Below are 22016 nucleotides of genomic sequence, written 5' to 3' on the forward strand. Positions count from 1 at the left end.
GATGGGGGTGGACTTGAAGCTAGATATGGCGAGCGCTAACGACGACAAGGCATGGCTTCTATGGAGCTTATCTGCCGCCACTTGTTTCATTTTGGTTCTCTCATTCAGCGGAACAAGCGGCTCGTTTTTCTGGGACTACCATGTCTATGAGAAAGGCTTGAGTTGCTATTCGCAGGGACCGGATCCCTACGCGTGCGCATCGGGTGATTTTCCATTTGTTTACCCGCCAGCTTTCCTCAAAGTGTTTTCCGTTGTCGACTTCCCGAGCGCATTTGCTTTCCTGGTTCTAGCCTCTGCCGCAGGCATCGTCTGCGTTAGCCTGAGTCTCAAGTCTCAAATTCCCTACCATCGCCTGGCGCCTTGCCTGGTTCTCGGCTTCCTGATTGGCGGATCGGGCTTTGCTTCGATCCAGACGGGGAACATCAGCGTCTTCGCACACCTGCTTCTCGTTTCGCTATCGTACTTTCTATACACGAGGCGGTCGGCCTACACGTTGGCGCCACATGCAATCGCGATCATATTATTTTCTGCCATAAAGCCCTACTTCCTTGCCTATGCCTTGCTCTATCTTTTTCTGCCCCGCCGCAGTTTGCTCGCATTCGTCGCAGTGCTGCTATCGGTTGCCGGAATCTACATTGCGCAACCTGCTCTCTATCCTCAGCTGTGGGCTGGATTCCAGGGCGCCATCTACAATCAGATCATCCAGCATGGGGATGCAGGGCTGACAATTTTCGGCGTGTTTTCCAGGTTCGGCATGGGGAAAGTCGGCTTTGCTCTCCATCTTCTCCTGATGCTTCTCGTTGTACTGATATCGGCAGCTCTTCGATACAGGCATGGGCAACGCGCTGTGCAGATCAGCTCCGCCAGCGAGTTGTTTTATTTCCTCGCCATCCTCATTCTGCTCAACCCGAGGTTGATGTCGTATGATTTCAGCGTTTTGGCGGTTTGCCTCTATTTGTCCATGATCCTCTCGTCACGAGGCGATGGGTGGGTGGGCCTATTTTTGAAGATTTTCCCTTTCCTGACTATCCTGCCTCTATGCCTCGAAGCATTGTTCGATATTCGAGTGCATTCTCTAACGTACTACTTCCTCGCAACCTACGTCCTGCTGGTTGCCGCAGTGGCCTGCCATTGGGCCCCGCGCAACTCTTGGACAAAAGCACGTGCCAGCGTTGGGCATGAGAAGTAATGCGCTGCCACTCGACGAACTCAGTCCCCTGCCCCGGATTCAGGCCGATATCCATCAGACGTTCGCACACCTTCTGCTAAGGTGGAACCCGCGCAAACGCATTCAAAGCGACTCTTCCAACGCGCCACGCTTCGCAAAGATGACCTGGCGTACCCACTTGCTAACACTTTCGGTGTATTGCATAGCGGGCTTCTCGATCAATCGAAAAGTCGTATAGCTGACAAGAACCAGGACGGGGGTGGTCAGCAGGATCGTGAACCAGTGCTCCAGAGGGGTGAATACGCACGCGCTTTGCTTTCCAACGACAAGGTTGAAAAGCGTAAACAGAACGAACCCGTGGAGCAGATAGATGCTGTAAGCGAGCTCTCCTAGCATGCGGGATAGCTGGCTGGTCAAGGCTCCGAACAAGGAGGCACCGCCCGCGATTACGGCAAAGCTCAGGGAAAGCAGCGCTAACGGGATCCGCGCATAGGTCGTTGGAAACAAGGTAACCGCCACGGTGATCGCAGCGATTGCAACGATCGAGGCAATGCTCTTCTGTGAAAGGTGGCGGAACCAGGCGTGACGACAAAGGAGTGCCGCAATGGTCCCCCCAAGAAACGGTGTCAGGAATCTCGATTCCGCATGAAAATGGACAAGATCCAGCACGCCGACAAATCCGATTACCAATACCGCAAGCGACGGAATAGCTCCAATCATCACCGCCAGCAAAGGGAGGCAAAGATAGAATCCCCATTCATAGGCGAGCGTCCACGGCACACCCGACAAAATGAGGTTGGTGTCCTTGACCCCGTTGAGATCCGGCTCTCCAAAACTTGAAAACGCTAACCATCTCGACGCGTTGACCGTTAGCGTCAAAGGAGATTGCGTTAGCGCGAAACGTGACATAAAAGCGACCGCAACGAAAAGCAGCAGCATGGTGAACAGATACAACGGCGTCAGCCGCAGGACTCGGGAGACGTAAAGCTTGATCCAGTCAACTCCGTTCTCTTTGTCATTGATTATTTTGGTCGAAAACAAAAATCCGGTAATCATAAAAAACAGCGACACGCTGGCTCGTCCGATATTTGCCATGAAAGTCGATGGGGGGGAGTCAAACTGTGAGGTCCTGATGTAGTAGTACCATATGCAGGAATGGTGCAGAAAAACGAAAAACGCCAGGTACCCTCTCAATCCGTCAATCGTCGCAAAGCGTCCTGCAGCGTTGGGGGCACCGAATCGCCAGATCAAAACCCTGGCAGTGGCGAGTGCGAGGAGCACCGCGGCAAACACCGGGAAAGGACTAGTCGGGGTTATCATTCTTCTTTCGACCTCTCAGAAGAGCCAGCCTGCGGGAGCGCCACGTCGGCATACTGGGCCTTCCCACCTGCTTGCCTTCATTGGGCGCCGAGGATGGCGATTGAGGCGCTTGCGTTGTATTGCAAGCGCCTCAATCAAGCGCAGCACTAAATCCGCACAGGTGGAAACTCGGCCGCGCCCAGATTCTCGATCTCGATGTAGGACGGCAGCTCGTTCGCGGCGCGCGAGTACAAACCCACGGCCGTTTGGGAGAACCCGAGCCGTTTGAAATAGTCGTGGCAGGTCGCGTTCCTCCCGGTATCGACCAGCTCAGCGCGGACTTCAGATCCGGATTTCAACGCCAACCGCGTAGCAATCGCCCCGACGACCAACTCTGCGCCGAGCCCAAACACGCGGCACGACAGGACAACCTGAACAATCTTCTCGCCGTTGATCAGGCAAACAGCGATGATGCCGTTGTCGATCAATTTATCCCGCAGCGAAGAGACCACGCAGTACGCGCCCTGGCTGATGAACGCCTCGAACTCCGACCGTTCCCATCTTTTCCCCGTCGTATTGAATTGATTCGTCTTGTTGATAAGCTCGAACGCGCGATCGAAGTGCCTGGATTGCGGCGTCTTGATCAAGAAGAATGACTGGCGAAGCTGTAACGAAGCTAGCCACTCTTCCCGCGAAACACCATTGTTCGCGTCGGCACTCGCTTCGCGCTGCGAAATCGCGCGCACGAGTTCGGTACGGCGCGATGACTCTTCGGTGACGATGGGGACCTGCGTTTCGGCCGATCGCAGAATGATTCGTCGCCAGTCGTAATGATTGCCGCCGAGGCAGCGGATGGCAGGAATCGCCGCCTTCACCTCCGACAACTCACGGTCGTTGTCGTCGATAAAGACACAGTTGCCCGGAAGCAGGTTCACCTCCTTGAGGATTTCAAGGATGTTCTGCGACTTGGGCTTCCAGTTGATGCGCACGCACGCGAAGTCGTCCATGGCGATGGCGCCGCGCCAGATGGCGTTGAACCGTTCAACGGTGGGCGCTTCTTCATTCTTGCTGCAGATCGCCAGCAATCCACCACGCTTCTTGAAGAACAGCAAGGCTTCAGCGAGGCCGATAGGCCAGCCTTCGATGCGCTGTTCCTGGCTCACGCTCTCGCCTTCCGCTGCCACGCCGCGCCACAGGGTGTCGTCGAGGTCGACGATAATCAGCTTCACAGGGTCTCGCTGCTCGATGACCTTGACTATCGCTTCAATCCGGGAAAGGAACGCGAGAGTAAATTCGCGCGACGCGACCTCATATGTCAGGATATGGCCAATCGCTTTGGGCGCAATCAGCCGATTCGCGTCCAGCTTGAAGTCCCAATCGTTGATGAACGAAGCGTGGGAGCTGCTCAACAGGACATCGTCCTGCAGGTGCCGGCGGCCAATAAAATTCAATATTTCATTGGCGTCGAGAAAGTAGCAATTATTCGTCTTGCGCACGGCGTCCGACAAAAGTCGGTTGATCTCCCGCGCCAGATATCCAGGCGATGTCATACCGAATGGATCGATGAGATCGCCGTCGTAGTTGAAGCTCGGCTCGAAAAACGACATGAAGACAATAGGAGCCGTCGTGATCTGCGCGGCGACTTGTGCCACCTTCTGGGCGAGATACTCCCCTGTTCTTTCCAGAAAAGCGTGCGCTTCGTCGTCGGAACGCAGGCGCGAGAAGACCATGTCCACGACAGGTTCAGGCGTTTGCGTCACTTCGCCCAGAATGTGACGGAGCGTGAGATTCACGACGACGACGTCATCGGTTGGCGCGGCCTCCGGGATCGGAGCGTGGCGTCTCGAGCCCATCAGTATGTGGCGGATGTTGTGCCCCGAGTTTGCGCTTCGCTTGACGAGCATCTCCACAGAACACGTGCCGAGCAGCAATATATTGAGCTTGCGCGAATGGATCGCGAGCGACGTCGGTGGCAGCGGCAGGTTGACCTGTTTATCGGCGACCGACGAGTAAAACAAATCGCGGACAAATTGACGCATTTAGGACCTCGGAGTCGAAACTTTCTCCACCCGCAGGCGGCATCGGCCTTGAGATTAGAGCAGAGCGCAAATGCACCATCTGTGCGCCGACATACACAACCCCGAGCGGATGATCCCTGCGACGGCACGCATGACGTTTATAAACGTCCTTGCCATAACGGTGCCGATTGGGGAGATAAAAGGGGAATGAACCAGCCCTTGATGAGAGCTTCGAACTTCAAAGTGGAAAACTGGAGGGGAGAGACTGGATATGCACGCTTGCCGGGCTGCCGGCTATGACTTTTATTTTTCGAGGGCGATGACACTCAAGTCGAATAATCCTCAGCCTGGATTATTCGTCTCAACTGCTTGATTAAATTCACACCTCCCCACCCGATGAGCAGCCTCGCAAAGTGCGACGCCCAATCCTTGCTGGGAATCTCTATCTCTCTTAACAGAACTCGCTCGACAATGGCAAGCCTCAAGGCAATACTCATTTTCTTGTAAATCAAAACATTAAATATAAACGATGAGACATGCCCTTTGGACATGAGCTTGTTATATTTTTCAAAAAATACGAGACTGGGCTCACAACTGACCGCCTTCGAAATTCTGGCGGGACTTTCGCTCAAGGAATACTCCACCAGTGCATCGTGCAGATAAACGAATACGCAGCCGGCCATTTCAGCCCGAATGGCGAAGTCCCAATCCTGATGACGGCGCAACGATTCATCAAAGCTGATCAGCGGGTACTGATGGCGCCACATCATGATCGACGAGGTCTGAATATAGCCCCCCTCCAGCAGGATGAAGTCGAGCATCGACTGCCCATCGTAGGGAGAGCGGTTGCCCACGATGCGCCGCCCTGCGTCCGTTAGCACGACGTTGCTGAAGAGCACCTTCGCTTCGTTCCCCACAGGCCTGGGGCCGAACGCGGCGATGCAGCGCTCGAGCTTGTTCGGGAGCCATCGGTCGTCAGCGTCGAGGAAGGCGATCAGATCACCGGTGGCCTCTTCAATGCCCCGGTTTCGACACCACGCCGCACCATGGTTCTCGCTTTCGCGAATCAGGCGCAAGGCAATGTTGTCTCCGCAACGACCCGGCAACTCGAACTGCAGCCCCGATGCATCATCGACGACAATGATTTCCCGCGGAACAACGGTTTGACTGGAAATCGAGTCTATTGCCACCCAAAGCAAATCAAGGCTGTTGTAGTGTGGAATGATCACACTCACGTTATAGACATTGTCAAAATCACACTGCATCCCACACCTCGATCTGAATTTCGACAACTTCCTCGTGCAAAGAGTAAAACTATCGGTCTCGATCTGATAGCACGTCAATCACACATATTCTTACCGTTCCTTACCGGAACAGGGCTACCGTTGGGAATCCAGAAATATGTCTTACATTTAAATTCTTCATACTTTCTAATTCAATACAGAATCGATTGGCAACCTTCCCCAAACGGGCTTCGGACCAGTAACGAACGTAACCGGGAGGCGTTCTGGAAGCCGAAGCAATAGACGATTCGTCCGGCGCCGCATCGAGTCACAAAGGTCTCTGCAGCCCAGCTACTTTCGGAGAGCCTCACAGGTTTTGTGTCGTCGCCTTGTTTCGGCAATTGCCGCGTCGGCTAGTCGGACCCCGTACACATGCGCGCACGCAGTGCAGCGTTATTTCATCACGCTTTCATGAATCGTAGGCCGTGTCGGAAGTCCCGTTCCGTGGGTTGCCCAACAAATCCGCGAGAGATGTATCTGTACATTCTCTTGTGTGTGAGCCGCTCGTTGCGCACGCAACCGGATGGGCGCGAAGCCCTGCCGCGCCGACACTTCCAACCGCAAGTCGAACCAGGCCCTCAATGTCCTCGTCGCCCCTCACGCCACCCACCATGCAAGAAGTCCATGTCTGGCAATGGGACCTCGATGCCTGTGGGAGCGATTTTGATCGGTACTGGGCGATGCTATCCGCGCAGGAACACGAGCGCGCCGGCAACTTTCGCTTCGAGTTGCATCGCCGCCGCTACGTAATTGGCCGGGGAGAAGTCAGACAAGTTCTTGGCCGCTATCTCGCGCGATCCCCGCGGGTGGTCGCACTTGAGTATGGTCCGGAAGGCAAACCGTTTTGCACGAGCCAACCTGCTGGATGGCGGATCTGCTTCAACCTGAGCCACAGCGAGAATACGGCGGCACTCGCCATTTCGAACGGCTTCGAGGTGGGCATCGACGTTGAACGGGTTCGTGCGATCGAGGAAAGCATGCCGCTCCAGGTCTTCTCCGCCAGGGAGCGCGAACAATTCGACGCGCTCCCGGCATCGGAACGGCAAACGGTTTTCTTTGAAACCTGGGCGCGCAAGGAAGCCTGCCTGAAAGCGCTCGGGACCGGCTTCATTCTGCCGCCGGAGCATTTCGAGTTCGATCTTGCCGTTCATGGCGACACGACACCGCGCTTCGTCGGCGGCGCGGCTCAGGAAGCCTCGCATTGGCGCGTTCGCGCCCTGTCACCCAGTCCGACCTGCGCGGGCGCAGTGGCGGCGCGCCACCGTGGCTGGTCGATCATCGACATGAACTGACTTCCCAAGGCCTCGGGAACGCCGGCATCGTCCATTCCGGCCGCACGAGCCGCTTGTTGCCGCGCACAACGCAACACAGGAATCGCCAGTCTTCGCCTTGAGACAACGCGCCCTGGACCCACGCCGCGAATACGCCGAAGCCGCTCGCATGGCGGAATGCAGGCCGCGGCCTGCGCGCCGATGCGCCCGCGCAGTCCCGGCGTGATGTGTTGCTGCAGCACATCGTGTGTGCGACGGCGAACGGATAGGCATCCCACGGAAGATTAACTTCCTCCTACAGCAAATTTCAAATTTGGGACGCGAGCCGGTGCGCAAAGCCGCCTGGCGCTTGTGCTTCCTGTGACCGGCTGCCGTTCTGCGCAAGTGCGGCGAGCGCATCGCCAAGCCTTGCTCAGCAGCGGCCTTCGTCAAAATCGTGGGGGAGTAGCAAATGTCACACAGAGATGGACTTTCAGGCGTTTTGCCGGGCGGGACCGATCACGTACCTGGCGTGGCAGCGCGCTTCGATGCCGTATGTGCCGACTTCGGCAATCATCTTGCTGTGATTGACGCGACGGGCGAGGAAGACTACGCCGCCCTCGGCGAACGTTCGGCGCGGCTCGCCACCGTCCTGCACGAAATGGGACTGGAGCCGGGCGAGCGCTGCGCGATCATGGTTGCACGCAGCCGCGACACGCTGGCCTTGATGCTGGCGATCCTGCGGCTGGGCGCCGTCTACGTGCCGCTGGACCGCGCCTATCCGAAGGCGCAGCTCGATTTCATCGTTTCCGACTGCTCACCCAAGCTCATCATCGCTGAAGCGGCCGCGCTCGCCAGCGTTGGCGAACTGAACGGCGTCTCGGTCGATCTCGAGCATGTCGTGGCGGCTGCGGAGGCGGCCGAGCCCGCACCGCTCTACGCTAGCGCTCGTGACGACGCTGCCTACGTGATGTACACCTCCGGCTCGACCGGCAAACCCAAGGGCGTGATCGTGCCGCAGCGCGCGATCCTGCGCCTCGTGCAGGGCCAGACGTTCACCGAGCTTTCGCCCCACACGCGCTTCCTCAACCTCGCGCCGCTCGCCTTCGATGCGAGCACGCTGGAGATCTGGGGACCGCTCCTGAACGGCGGCTGTGCCGCCATCATCAACGAGGTCCAGCCCTCTCTCGACACGATCGCGTCCGAGATAGCGCGACTTGGCGTTACCAGCGCCTGGTTCACGGCTGGCCTCTTCAATGCGCTCGCCGACTATCGGCTGGAAGCCTTTCTTCCGCTCAAGGAGGCGCTGACGGGCGGGGACGTGCTGTCCCCCGTCCATGTTCGAAAGGTCATGGAGGCTCATCCGGGTCTGCAGATCATCAATGGCTACGGCCCGACCGAGAACACGACCTTCACCTGCTGCTACCGCATTCCGCGTGACGGCGAGGCGCTCGCGCATGGCGATGCCATTCCCATCGGCTACGCCATCGCGGGTACGAGCGCCTACATCGTGGACGACAAGCTCATGCCTGTTGCCGATGGAGAGGTCGGCGAACTGGTCACGGGCGGCGACGGCGTCGCGCTTGGCTATCTCAATCGCCCTGAACTGACGGCCGAGAAGTTCGTCGACGACGTTTTCGCTCCCGGTGCCAAGCTCTATCGCACGGGCGACCTCGTGCGCCGCCGCGCGGACGGCGCAATCGAATTTCTGGGCCGCAACGATCGGCAGATCAAAATTGCAGGCAAACGCATCGAACTCGACGAAATCGAACATGCGTTGCGCGTGGCGCCCGGCGTGGCCGACGCGGCCGTGGCGGCGTTCGATGGCCGCATGGGCAAGGCCATCGCGGGATTCGTGAAGGCCGACGCGGCGGACGTCGCACTCCTCCTGAAGGAAATCCGCACGTATCTCAGGTCGGCCCTGCCCGACTACATGATGCCGTCTGAGCTGCGTGTGCTGCCGGATTTTCCGCTGACGCCCAATGGCAAGATCAACCGCAAAGCGTTGCTTGCCACAATCGATACGCAATCCGAAGCATTAGCAGCGTCCTTGCCCATTGACGACGACATTGCCGACAAGCTCGCGTCCGTATTCGAAGGGCTCCTCGGCAAATCCGTCGATCGCCGTGCGAACTTCTTCGACCTCGGCTTGCGCTCGCTCGATCTGATGCGCGCGCACGCCATCATCGCGCGCGACGTCGCAACCAAGGTCGCGCTGGTGGATCTGTTCCGCCACCCCAATGTCGAGGCGCTGGCTGCACAACTGCGCACGACGCTCCCGGCAGCAAGCAAAGAGGCGATCCGTCTACGCCGAGGCGCGCAAAGCGGAGCGATTGCAGTCGTCGGCATGTCCGGACGATTTCCGGGTGCGCGTAATGTCTCCGAATTTTGGGCGAACATCCTCGCGGGGCGCGACTGCATCACGCATTTCGACCTGGCGGAACTGGAAGACAGTTTCGACGACAAGTCGCGCCGCGACGCGAGTTATGTCAAGGCGCGGCCGATCCTGGCGGATGTCGATCACTTCGATGCCGGCTTTTTCGGCATGCTCGCGCGCGAGTCCGCGCTGACCGACCCGCAACAGCGCCTCTTCCTCCAGATCGCCTGGGAAGCGTTCGAAGATGCCGGATACGACCCGGCGACGATCACCGGCGCCGTCGGGGTGTTCGCCGGCACGTCGATGAACACGTACTTCCTCAAGCACATCCTCTCCGATCGCGCGGTCATCGACGAATTTACGAGCCAGTTCCAGATCGGCGAGTATCAAAAGCTCGTCGGGGCCGGCGATTTCGTCGCGACCCGCACCGCTTACAAGCTCGGACTGACGGGGCCGGCCATCTCCGTGCAGACGGCATGCTCCACCTCGCTCACCGCCATCAGCCTCGCCGTCGAGAACCTTCGTGCGGGACGCTGCGACATGGCGCTGGCCGGCGGCGTCTCGATCACCTTCCCGCAGAAGCGCGGTTACTTCTACGAAGAAGGCGGTATGGGCGCGCCCGACGGCGTGTGTCGTCCGTTCGATGCCGATGCGAAGGGCACAATATTCGGCAGCGGTGCCGGCGTCGTCCTGCTCAAACGTCTCGAAGACGCCATCGCCGACGAAGACCCGATCTATGCGGTGATCCGCGGCGTGGGCATCAACAACGACGGCTCCGACAAGGTCGGCTTCACCGCGCCGAGCGTCGACGCCCAGGCCCGCGCCATTGCCATCGCGCACGCCGAGGCCGGCATCGATCCGGCCTCGATTGGCTATGTCGAGGCCCATGGCACGGCTACGCCCCTCGGCGATCCGATCGAATTCGCAGGCCTCGTGCAGGCGTTTCGTCTGGGCGGCGCCGAGGGCGGCCAGTTCTGCGCGCTCGGTTCGGCGAAGGCGAATGTCGGCCACCTCGACGCGGCCGCAGGTGTGACGGGTTTCATCGCCGCGTCGCTCGCGCTGCGCAACCGCACCTTGCCGCCGCTCACGCACTTCCGTTCGCCCAACCCCGGCATCGACCTGGCCAGCAGTCCGTTTTTCTTCAATACGGCCGTGCGTCCCTGGGCTGAGGGCGCCACGCCACGCCGGGCCGGCGTGAGTTCCCTCGGCGTCGGCGGGACGAACGTGCATGTGGTGCTCGAAGAGGCACCTTGCCGTACCGCCCCGGCCGAGCAATGCGAACAACTCCAGATCCTGCCGGTATCGGCCCGCAGCGCCGCCGCACTCGAACGCGCGAAGGCGAATCTCGCCACGCACCTCGCAAACCATCCGGAGATCGCACTGGCCGACGTGGCCGCGACGCTGCAAACGGGACGCCGTGATTTCGCGCACCGCGCCGTTGTCGTCTCCGAGAGCGTGGAGCAGGCCCGGGCCAAGCTGCAGAAAGGCGCGATCGAAGCACAGGCCCCGCAGGCCACGCCCGCAGTCGTCTTCATGTTCCCCGGCCAGGGCGCGCAGTATCCGGGCATGGGCGCCGCGCTCTATCGCACCGAGCCGGTCTATCGCGAGTGGATCGACAGGGGCGCCGAGGCGCTCGTCCCCCATCTCGGCCTGGACATCCGCACGCTGCTGTTGAGCGAAGCCCCGGAAGGCGACGACACCCCGCACCCCATCCGCTCGACGATCTACGCGCAGCCTGCGCTCTTCCTCGTCGAATATGCGCTCGCGCAGTTGTGGATCTCGCGCGGCATCAAGCCGACGGCCATGATCGGCCACAGCGTCGGCGAGCTGGTCGCGGCGTGCGTGGCGGAGGCGATCGCCTTCGAGGATGCGCTGTGCCTCATCGCGCAACGCGGCGCGCTCATGCAGTCGGCCGAACCGGGCGCGATGCTGGTCGTGCGCCTGTCGGAAGCCGAACTCAGCGCGATGCTGCCCGCCGACGTCGATCTCGCCGCGATCAATGCGCCGACGCTCAGCGTCGTGGCAGGCCCCTTCGCGGCCATCGAGGCATTCGAGGCCACGCTCAAGACGCGCGACATCGAGCATCGACGTCTGCACACTTCGCACGCGTTCCACTCGCGCATGATGTCGGGCGTCGTCGACGATCTTGCCAAGGTCGCGGACGGTCTTTCTTTCGCGAGGCCGAAGATTCCGTACGTGTCCTCCGTGACCGGGCAGTGGGCGGCGATGGATCAGCCCGTCTCGGGACAGTACTGGGCCAGCCATTGCCGCAATGTCGTGCGCTTTAGCGACGCGCTGGCCACGGTCACGGCAGAGGCCAAGCCGCTTCTGCTCGAAATCGGCCCCGGCCGCACGCTTTCGACCTTTGTCCTGCAGGGCCTGCCCAAGGACCGGCATCAAGGTGCGATTGCCTCACTGCCCGATTTCGCGACGCGCGAGCGCGAGCTTGCCGTCCTCGCCGAGGCAACCGGGCGCCTGTGGCTGAACGGCGTCAAGCCGAACTGGCAAACGCTGCGGACTGAAGCCGGCCGCCGCGTTTCGCTACCGACCTACCCCTTCGAGCCGGAACGGCACTGGATTGACGCCCCGGCAACCGCCTCTTCACGCCAGCCGACGACCGTTGCCGCAGCGATTGCCGCACAAGCCCCGTCCGAAGCCCTAATCGATATTCCTGAGACCGCCATGGCCCAAACCGTCCAAATCGACCGCAAACCGCGTCTCATTGCCGAACTGGCGTCGCTGCTCGCCGAAATGTCCGGCGAAGCACCGGATACGTCCAATCCGGACGTGACGTTCTGGGATCTCGGTTACGACTCGCTGTTCATGGGGCAAGTGTCCCGGCAGCTGCGCCGCCGCTACGACGTCACGATCAGCTTCCGGCAGATCATGAGCGACTATCCGACGCTGCCCGCTCTCGCGCAGTTCCTCGATGGCGCCATGCCGCCCGATCCGGAAGTGCCGGCTGAGGTTGCGCCGGTTGCTGCACCTGTCGCTGCGCCGGTCGCTGTTCAAGTCTCGGCTGCTCCGGTCGCCGCTGCGGCAGTGCAAGTGAGTGCACCTGTGGCTGTTCAGCCAGCCACGGGCGACCTCCAGTCGGTGATCCGCGACCAGCTCGCCGCGATGCAGTCGGTGATGGCGCGTCAACTCGAGGTGCTGCAAGGTGCGCCGCTGGCCGTGCCGCAGCCCGCCGCGGCCCAAATCGTGGTGCCCGCAGCCGTCGCCGCCGCGCCGGTCGTTGCCGCTGCAGCGCCCGCGCCTGCCACCGCGCCCGCGCACGCCGCCGGCCCCGAGATCAAGTTCGAGGAGAACCGCCCGTCGCGCTTCACCGCGTACAAGCCCGGCGCCTCGCACTCGGCCCAGATGACCGACGCGCAGCAGGCGTTCATCACCGATCTGGCCACGCGCTACTCGGCGAAAACCGCCACCTCGAAGTCCCGTACGCAGTCCTATCGGTCGGTGCTTGCCGATCCGCGTACCGCCAGCGGCTTCCGCGAGGAATGGAAGGAGCTCGTCTATCCGATCGTCGCCCAGCGCTCGAAGGGCTCGAAGATCTGGGACGTGGACGGCAACGAATACATCGACGTGGTCAACGGCTACGGCCAGACCGCGTTCGGCCACACGCCCGATTTCGTGGTCGAGGCGGTCAACGCGCAATTGGCGGAAGGCTTCGCGATCGGACCGCAGTCGCCGCTCGCGGGCGAAGTCGCCCAGATGTTCTCGGACATGACCGGCCATCAGCGCGTCACGTTCTGCAATACCGGCTCGGAAGCCGTGATGGCGGCGATGCGTCTCGCGCGCACGGTGACCGGCAAGGACAAGGTCGTCTGCTTCGACGGCGACTATCACGGCCAGTTCGACGAAGTGCTCGTGAAGCCTGGCAGCGAAGCGGGCGTGCCGCGCGCATTCCCGCTCGCCCCGGGAATTCCGCAGACCTCCGTGGGCAACATGGTCGTGCTGCCCTACGCGCGTCCCGAAAGCCTCGAGTGGATCAAGGCAAACATCGACGATATCGCAGCCGTCCTGATCGAGCCGGTGCAGTCGCGCCATCCCAATCTGCGTCCGAAGGAGTTCGTGCAGCAGCTGCGCGACGTGACGGCCGCCAATGAGTCGGCCCTCATCTTCGACGAGGTCGTGACGGGCTTTCGCGTCCATCCGGCCGGCATGCAAGGCCTGTGGGGCATCCAGGGCGACATGGCGACCTACGGCAAGGTGGTCGGCGGCGGCCTGCCCATCGGCGTGCTCGCCGGCACCACGCAGTACATGGACGCGCTCGACGGTGGTCAGTGGCAATTCGGCGATGCTTCGGTGCCCGAAGTTCCGCCGACGTTCTTCGCCGGCACGTTCGTGCGCCACCCCGTCGTGCTGGCCGCAATGAAAGCCGTCCTCCTGCACCTCAAGGAAGCGGGCCCGGCGCTGCAGGAAGGCCTCGGCGAACGCATGGCCGGCCTCGTGCAGCGCGTCAACGCGCATCTGGAGAAGGTCGGCATCGCTACGCGGGCCGAATCCTTCTCGAGCTGGTTCTATGTGAATCTCTCGGGCGAGGATCGGCTGGGCAGTCTCTTCTATCCGTATATGCGCTACCTCGGCGTGCATATCATGGAGGGCTTCCCCTGCTTCCTGACGACGAGCCATTCGGACGAGGACATCCGCAAGATCGGCGACGCCTTCATCGCGAGCATCGATGCGCTCCAGCGCGTCGGCATTCTCGGCGGCGCGCAGGACACCGCGGCGCTGACGCAGGTCGAACCGGCGCTCACGCAATCGGCGCTCACCGAGCCGCAGAAGGAAATCTGGATGTCGGCCCAGCAGGGTCACGAAGCCTCGCTCGCGTTCAATGAGTCGTTCACGCTCGAACTCAATGGCAAGCTGAACGAGGCCGCGTTCGAACGGGCCTTCGCCGCGACGGTTGCCCGCCACGATGCGCTGCGCGTGCACTTCTCGCGCGTGGGCGACATGATGTTCGCGGAACCGACGACGACCGTGCCGCTGGTCCCGATCGACCTTTCCACTCACGCCGATCCGGCGGGCGAGCTCAAGGCCATCATCGACGCGGAAGCCCGCGAGTTCTTCGACCTGACCCGGGGCCCGCTCGCGCGCGCCGCACTGGTTCGCCTCGAAGCGCAGAAGTGGGCGTTCGTGTTCACGGCGCATCACATCGTCTGCGACGGCTGGTCGATCAACATCATCCTGCGCGATCTGGCTGCGCTCTACGCCGCAGAAGTCTGGGGCACGCAGCCGGAACTCGACGAGGTGCAGAGCTTCCTCGCCTTCGCCAAGGCGCAGGACGAAATTGGTGTCGACAAGGAAACGCGCGAGTTCTGGATGAACGTCCATCGCGTCCCGGCGCCGCAACCCGATTTGCCCGGCGACCGCCCGCGTCCGGAACGCAAGAGCTTCAACGGCGCGTCGACGACCCGCCATCTGGGCGCGGACCTGCTCAAGCAGGTCAAGACCGCCTCCTCGAAGCAGGGCTGCTCGCTGTTCGCCACGCTGTTCGGCGCGGCCCAGGTGCTGTTCGGCCGGCTGTCCGGCAATGACGACGTGGTGATCGCCGCACCGATGGCTGGCCAGTCGCAAGCGGGCGAAGCGCTGCTGGTCGGGCACTGCGTGAACTTCCTGCCGCTGCGCGTGAAATTCGACCGCGAGAAGCCTTTCGCCACGCACATGAAGGCAGTGCGCGATCACCTCTACGACGCAGGCGACCGCCAGAACTACACCTACGGCGCACTCGTGCGCGATCTCGGCATCAAGCGCGATCTCAACCGGCTGCCGCTGACCGATCTGCAGTTCAACCTGGAAAAGGTCGACGGCGAACTCGACATGGCAGGCGTCACCACGCACTTCGCGCCGAACGCGAAGGCCTACAGCAACTTCGATCTGTTCCTGAACGTGATCGAATCGGCTCAGGGCCTGCGGCTCGATTGCGACTTCAACACCGACGTCTATGACGAAACGACGATCCAGCGCTGGCTCGGCTACTACGAAACCTTGCTGACGGCGATCGCCCGCGATGCCGAAACGCCTGTCGCAGCCCTGCCGCTCTTGAGCGATGCGGAAATCCACCATCTGCGTGACGAGCTGAACGCTTCCCAGCGCGACTACGATCTCTCGCAGACGACGCCGGCGCTGATCGCCGCGCAGGCCTGGCAGGCTCCCGATACGACGGCCGTGTCGGACGACTCGACGAGCCTGACCTATGGCGAACTCGATGCGCGCGCCAGCCAGATCGCGCGCCGGCTCATGGCGGCGGGTATCGCCTCAGGCTCACGCGTCGCCCTCGCGATGGAACGCAGCGCCATGATCGTGGCCGCCATGATCGGCGTGTGGCGCGCGGGCTGCGCCTACGTGCCACTCGACATGACGATGCCGCCTGCACGCCTGCGCCAGATTCTCGATGGCGCTGGCATCGCCGCCATCCTCAGCGATGAGCAAAGCCTCACGGTGCTGGAACCGGGCGCGCATCGCGTGCTGGACGTGGAGGCGCTCCTCGCGCAGGACGATGACGAGACTGTGGCGCTGCCCACCGTAACGGACGCGGATTCGGCCTACGTGATCTTCACGTCGGGCTCGACGGGTCAGCCCAAGGGCGTGGAGATCGGCCATCGCGCGCTGAGCAACTTCCTGCTCTCGATGGCGCACGCGCCGGGCTTTACGGTCAGGGACACCATCGTCGCGGTGACGACGTTCTCCTTCGATATCTCGGGTCTCGAGCTGTTCCTGCCGCTCATCGCCGGCGGGCGGACCTTCATCGCCGGCCACGCGGAAGTGCGCACCGGTTTCGAACTGGTGACCCGCCTGAAGGAAGAAGCCACCACCGTGCTCCAGGCGACGCCTTCGCTGTGGCGCATGCTGCTCGAGGCCGGCTTCAAGGCGCCGAAGGGCTTCAAGATCCTGTGCGGCGGTGAGCCGTTGCCACGTGACCTCGCCGACGACCTGCTCGCGACCGGCGCGGAGGTGTGGAACCTCTATGGCCCGACCGAGACGACGATCTGGTCCTCCGCCTCGCGTGTCGTTGCGAACGCACCGGTGGTGATCGGCGCGCCGCTCGCCAATACCGACCTGCACGTCCTGACCGACGACCTGCATCTGGCGCCCGAAGGCGTGAGCGGCGAACTGTGGATTGGCGGTAAAGGCCTGGCGAAGGGCTATTTCAACCGCCCCGACTTGACCGATGCCGCCTTCAAGTCGGTTGTCATCGAAGGCGCCGCACCGCGCCGGCTCTACCGTACCGGCGATCTCGCGAAGCGGCTCGCCGACGGCTCGCTCCAGCACCTGGGCCGTCGCGACCAGCAGATCAAGCTGCGCGGCTTCCGCATCGAGATCGAAGATATCGAGGCCACCCTGCGCAAGGCTCCCGGTGTTGCCGCAGCCGCCGTCGCCCTGCATACCGTGGCCGACAGCGCGCGCCTCGTGGGCTACCTGGTTGGCGCTGGCTCCGACAAACCGGATCAGAGCGCAGTCGCAGCGCATGTCGCCGGTCAACTGCCGTCCTACATGGTGCCGACACTGTGGATGACGCTCGACGCGCTGCCTCAGACCAGCAACGGCAAGCTCGACCGCAAGGCCCTGCCCGTGCCGACGGCGGACATGGTGGCCGCGCCGGTGCGCCAGCCGCATGCCGCGCTCAAGGTCGTGCCGCAAGCGCCGGTGCCGATCGAACCGGCGGCGCGCGAGGCCGCGCAAATCGTGGTCGCCGCAGCCGAACCCGCGGCCATGACGCCGACGCAGGCCACCATCGCCGCGATCTGGGGCGAGGTGCTCGGCCTGCAGCAGGTAGGCATCGACCAGAAGTTCTTCAGCCTCGGTGCAGACAGCCTGCAGCTGTTCCGCATCGTTGCACGAATGAACGAGCGCGGGCTCGGCGTGGATGCGCGTCAGCTCATGAAGAACGTCACGATCGAGCAGCTGGCCGCGAGCCTTGACGGCACGCAGACGGACGAGCCGGTCGAGGCGCCCGCGGCGGCGCGGCCGTCGATCCTCAACTTCAAGCGCAGGATTGCCGAGGGAGCCTGAGCGATGAACTCGATAGCCTTGAATATCGCACCTGTGCAGGAGGTCGAGGCGGGCCACGCCCTGTTCCCGGCGACCGCCTGCCAGGTACGCTACTGGCACGAGCAGAAGGCGTCGCCTAAGGCCTCCGCGCTCAACATCGCCTTCCGGCTGCAATTGTCGGGCCCGCTCACTGCCGCGAGCATCGAGCAGGTGCTCAGCGAACTGGTCGCGCGGCACGAGATCTTGCGCACCGGCTTCCTGATGACGGGCGCGGGGCTGCGCCAGCAGGTCTGGAGCCGCGCCCCCTTCCGGCTCGCCGTCGTGGATCTCGGCGGTCTGGACGAACAAGCCGCGCTGGCCGAGGCCCAGCGTGTGGGTCAAGAGCAGGCACGCACGCCTTTCGACGTGTCGTGCGCATCATTCTTCCGCGCCGTGTGGTTGCCGAGGTCGAGCACGCAAGGCGAGTTGCAGCTGACCTTCCATTCGCTGGTGATGGACGGCTGGTCCTTCGCGATCCTCGTGCGCGAACTCGTCGAAGGACTCGCGGCGTTGCACGCGGGCCATGATCCCGAGTACGCGGACGTCGAGCTGCACCATGGCGATTACGCGCTATGGAAGGGTGAGTTCCTGGCCAGTGCGGCGATCGATCGCGCTCGCGTCCATTGGCGCCAGGAGCTTAAAGGGTTCAGCCGCTTCGACGTAAAGGGCGACCGCGCCCGGCCGCCGGAGCGGCGCTTCCAGGGCGTCATTCGCTCGATTCTGTTGCCGGGCGACTTGAGCGAGCGTCTGATCACGGCAGCCAAGGCGCAAGGCGTGACGCTCTTCAGCGTGGCGGCCGCGGGCCTCGCGATGTCGCTGCAAAAGACGACTGAGCAGCCCAAAGTCGCCATGGGCACGCAGATGTCGGTGCGCGATCAGCAGGAACTCGAAGGTGTAATCGGGCCGCTCATCAACACGGTGATCCTGCGCCTCGATGTGACCCAGGGCAGCACGCTTGCCGATATCACCGCACAGTGCGGCGCCAAGCTCAGCGACGCTATCGAGCATCTGCACGTGCCGTTCGAAGAGATGATGGAGATGGCCGGCGAAGTGTCGGATATGAACCGGCCGCCGCTATGCTCGGTCAACTTCGCTTTGCAGCAAAGCTTCGTCGGCATGGGCGATGAGGTCCGACGCCAGGATTTCGCCGCGACGACTTCGCCCTCCTTCAACGCGGGCGCGCTCTACGACCTCAACTTCTTCATGGTGCGGCGCCCGGAGGGCTGGCGCATCTCCTGTGAGGGCGACACCGACCTCTACGACATCGAGACGATCGACCGCTATCTGGCCCAATGGCGCGCGGTGCTGGAAACCGCCGAGGTCATGCCGCAGCGAGCGCCCGCGCCCGCCGCCGGAAACGACACGGCGCAAGTCGCGGGGGGCGTGGGCGTGAGCGGCTTTATGAGCCGTGCGGAGCTGGAGGCGAAAGCGCACAACGTCGTGCGCTTCAACGAGGAGGGTTCGCAAACGCCCGTCATCGTGCTCAACAACATCGCGGTCCTGTATGAACTGGCCAAACAGGTCGGCGACGTGCGGCCCATCGTCGACGTTCCCATGGTGCCGAAGACGCCTCAGCCCAACTTCCCGTTGCGCGCTTTCGAGGATCTCGCCGCGGACGCCGTGCGACTCATCAGACTGATCCAGCCAAGCGGCCCTTATATTCTCATGGGCTACTGCGTGCTGGGCGCGATGGCGCTGGAGGCGGCTCACCAGTTGCGCCGCGAAGGCGAAACGGTGGAACTCGTCGTCCTCACCGACTCCTGGTGCCCGGGGTATCGGGAATCGATGCCCTGGTACGATCGCCTGTTGCGCAAAGTCCAGGTGCGTATGGACGACATTCCGCGCGACTACCGCCTGGCGAAGCGTGGCGAGATGTCCATGATTGCGTTCCTCCAGCAGTTTCGGACCGTTCGTTGGCTTCGTCTGACGCAGCTTGCGGTGAAGTTCGGCTTCCTGAAGAACGACAGCGCGAACAACATGATCGACGACAATCTCTGGTATGGCCGCAATATCGGCTATCTGCGCGAGCAGCAGGTGCGATACCGTCCGAAGCCCTACGACGGCAATGTCCAGATCTTCCGCAGCGGTCAGGTGCTCAAGGGCCGCCTGTTTGCGCACGACATGGGCTGGGGTGAAGTGATCAGCGGCAAACTGGTCGTCACCGAGGTTCCCGGCATGCACAACCAGATGTTCCGCGCGGCCGGCGCGGCGGTGATGGGCAAGCAGCTGCTCGACCGCTTTGCCGAAACCGCGCACGACGAACAGGAAAACGCCCTCGAAGGGTCATGATCTCGGTGCGCCACGATAGGGTAAATGGCCTATGTCCCGTTCGCGTAGGGTGTTGCTGATCGCGCTGTTCGGCGCACTATCCGTCACCGGCCTTTTTGTCAGGCTGGCCGTTCCCGGCCTGTTTCGCCGTGTGCCGGTCGCCGTCGCCAGCGCGTCGGAGCCGCCATCTGGAAGGGTGCGATTCGCCGTGCTTGGTGACTCCAATAGCCAGTCCTACCACGACACGGTCATGTCGAGCGATCCGCACGCGCGAGGAGGCCAGTGGCGCGCGACCACGTGGCAGTGGACCGAGGTGCTCGCCCAGTTGCGGGGAGACCAGATCGACCAGGGCAAATGGGGCGTTTGGGGAACCGGCAAGTATCGGGCCATGGCCAGCGAAGCTTTGGGTGCGCTCGCCCGCACGCCTCCCAAAGAGGACTACCGTTATAACTTTGCGGTTAGCGGCGCGACCTGCAGCCAGTTGATGGGGCAATCGCAGCGCCAGGCGATCCGACTCGTCGATTTGATGGACATGGAACCCCTAGCGTGGCGAGGCGGCGTCGTACTGATCCAGATCGGCGACAACGATCTCAGCAGCCACGAGCTTTTTGACGAGCTGTCCCGCGATCCCGATGCAGTGCGCCCCGCGAGCGCAATCAACGCCTGCATCAAGTCCATTGGCGAAGCCGTCGCGCTAATCCAAAAATATCATCCGGATACCTATGTCGTGCTTGTGACCGGGGGCAGCGACGCCGATTGGCCTGGCGAGTTCAACAGCTGGCAATCCGCCAGGGAGATCGCCAATATCGATGCCGGCATTGATCGTTTCAACAATGGCTTGCGCGCGCTCGCCTCGGCGAACCGCCATGTCCATGTTCTCGACGCTGGCTTATGGTTCAGAAGCCTGTGGGGCAATCGCGATGATCATGGGCGCCCGAATTACAAGACCGTGCATCTGGGGCCTGGCTGGGCAATCACCAATACCACTGGCGACGATCCGCACAACACCTACCTTTCAGACACTCATGCCGGCGTCGTCTGGAATACCCTTTGGGCACAGTACCTTGTCACTTCACTGAACGCCGCTTTCGGGCTGCATATCAAACCGATCACGGACGCCGAGGTCGTCGATTTTCTCCGGCCAAGCTTCAGAGCCGCCGACACACCTTCGGCGACCAGGCAGGAAGCTGTCAACTAGACCGCTCATCGCGGGTAAACGCCCTAAACCGGCCTGGATGTTCGTCAACGCACATCTGGCCCACGGGCGCGATAGTAGCCTGCAAGCAATACCCTCTAACCTGCAAAGGTGTGCCATGTCTGTGACTAGCAATGGTGCGGCGTTGGACGATGCATCACCCCAACTCACCTCAGACGGAAAAATCCTGCACGCCTGCAACAAGGAATTCAAAAGCAACTTCAATCTGCATCCGTTCAAATTCAACCACCTGTTGCATGAAAGCGGCTTGTTCGAGATCCCAAGGATCGAGGAGGTCGCCCTGCGGATGCTTGAAAAGAATGGCAACGTCCGCGCGATCAACTTCAAGAATAGTTCGCTGGAAGCCAGATTCAGCGCCATGCCCCACAGCACGCGGCTGAAAGAAGCGTTTGCGAGCGTTCACGAAAACGACTCCTGGATCAAGCTCACTCAGGCACACCTTTACGACGCAGACTACGCCCAGGTCCTTGACACGATTACAGCCGAGCTCGAGGCGTTGTCCGATTACCCGCTGCGCAGCGACATCACCCTTGTGACGATGACGTTGCTGGTCTCGTCGCCGAATATCTCGACGCCCTTCCACATCGATCACGAAACCAACTTCCTGTTCCAGTTGCAAGGCTCGAAAGACGTATGCCTCTTCCCGGCTACCGATCGCGAGCTGGTTCCGGACCAGGAAGTGGAACGCTACTACGCGGGCAACTTCGAGGCCGCGCGTTATCGTCGTCAACTGCAGAGTCGCGGCACGATCTTCCGGCTCAACCCGGGCGAAGTGGTGCATCACCCTCCATTGGCGCCGCATTGGGTCAAGAACGACGACAACATTTCGGTGAGTATCAGCATCAACTACTGCATGAAGTCGCTCGAGCGACGCGCGCGGGTTTACCAGGCTAACTACGTTCTGCGCATGATGGGGCTGAAGCCGTTGCCACCCGGTGTTTCGCCATTGCGCGACAGTTTGAAAAGAAAAGTCATCTCGACGCTCGAACATCGCCATCCCAAAACATTTGCGGAAGTCGTTCACTCGCCGGTAACCCGATTGAAGTCCCCGCTGAACGCGGTTCGGCGTCTGGTCAAACGCTGAGCGCCCGCGATGAAATCGTTAC

Annotated in this window: 9 protein-coding genes; 6 read left to right on the forward strand and 3 right to left on the reverse strand. The window is 61.8% G+C overall.

Going from position 1 to position 22016, the window contains the following annotated elements; genetic code table 11:
• The first annotated feature begins 7 nt into the window (after window positions 1-7).
• Window positions 8-1189 (forward strand): hypothetical protein, encoded by a 1182-nt coding sequence (locus tag AB3X98_RS10995; protein ID WP_368603905.1) that lies wholly within the window; start codon window positions 8-10, stop codon window positions 1187-1189.
• Window positions 1190-1291: 102 nt separating this feature from the next.
• Here AB3X98_RS10995 and AB3X98_RS11000 read toward each other — a convergent pair whose 3' ends face one another.
• The 3 genes from AB3X98_RS11000 to AB3X98_RS11010 all read right to left on the reverse strand — a co-directional run bounded on the left by AB3X98_RS11000 (window position 1292) and on the right by AB3X98_RS11010 (window position 5750).
• Entirely contained in the window at window positions 1292-2488 is a 1197-nt protein-coding gene (locus tag AB3X98_RS11000) for an acyltransferase family protein (RefSeq protein WP_368603906.1), read from the reverse strand.
• 146 nt (window positions 2489-2634) lie between these two features.
• A complete protein-coding gene (locus tag AB3X98_RS11005) occupies window positions 2635-4506 on the reverse strand; it encodes an HAD-IIIC family phosphatase (RefSeq protein WP_368603907.1) in 1872 nt (623 codons plus the stop codon).
• Between the two features lie 305 nt (window positions 4507-4811).
• On the reverse strand, window positions 4812-5750 hold the full coding sequence (locus AB3X98_RS11010; protein ID WP_368603908.1) for a glycosyltransferase family 2 protein: 939 nt from the start codon (window positions 5748-5750) through the stop codon (window positions 4812-4814).
• Between the two features lie 443 nt (window positions 5751-6193).
• Here AB3X98_RS11010 and AB3X98_RS11015 point away from each other — a divergent pair, with 443 nt between their 5' ends.
• The 5 genes from AB3X98_RS11015 (at window position 6194) to AB3X98_RS11035 (ending at window position 21994) form a co-directional block, all read left to right on the forward strand.
• Window positions 6194-7060 (forward strand): 4'-phosphopantetheinyl transferase superfamily protein, encoded by an 867-nt coding sequence (locus tag AB3X98_RS11015; RefSeq protein WP_368610244.1) that lies wholly within the window; start codon window positions 6194-6196, stop codon window positions 7058-7060.
• Window positions 7061-7490: 430 nt separating this feature from the next.
• A complete protein-coding gene (locus AB3X98_RS11020) occupies window positions 7491-17408 on the forward strand; it encodes an amino acid adenylation domain-containing protein (protein ID WP_368603910.1) in 9918 nt (3305 codons plus the stop codon).
• A gap of 3 nt (window positions 17409-17411) precedes the next feature.
• Entirely contained in the window at window positions 17412-19715 is a 2304-nt protein-coding gene (locus tag AB3X98_RS11025; RefSeq protein ID WP_368603911.1) for a condensation domain-containing protein, read from the forward strand.
• A gap of 31 nt (window positions 19716-19746) precedes the next feature.
• Window positions 19747-20892 carry an SGNH/GDSL hydrolase family protein gene (locus AB3X98_RS11030; protein WP_368603912.1) on the forward strand — a complete coding sequence of 382 codons (1146 nt, stop codon included), beginning with the start codon at window positions 19747-19749 and terminating at the stop codon, window positions 20890-20892.
• Between the two features lie 115 nt (window positions 20893-21007).
• Complete coding sequence (locus AB3X98_RS11035) at window positions 21008-21994, forward strand: cupin-like domain-containing protein (protein WP_368603913.1); 987 nt, start codon at window positions 21008-21010, stop codon at window positions 21992-21994.
• Window positions 21995-22016: the final 22 nt, after the last annotated feature.

It is taken from the genome of Paraburkholderia sp. BR14312 (genome assembly GCF_040948675.1).
Classification (GTDB): domain Bacteria; phylum Pseudomonadota; class Gammaproteobacteria; order Burkholderiales; family Burkholderiaceae; genus Paraburkholderia; species Paraburkholderia nodosa_A.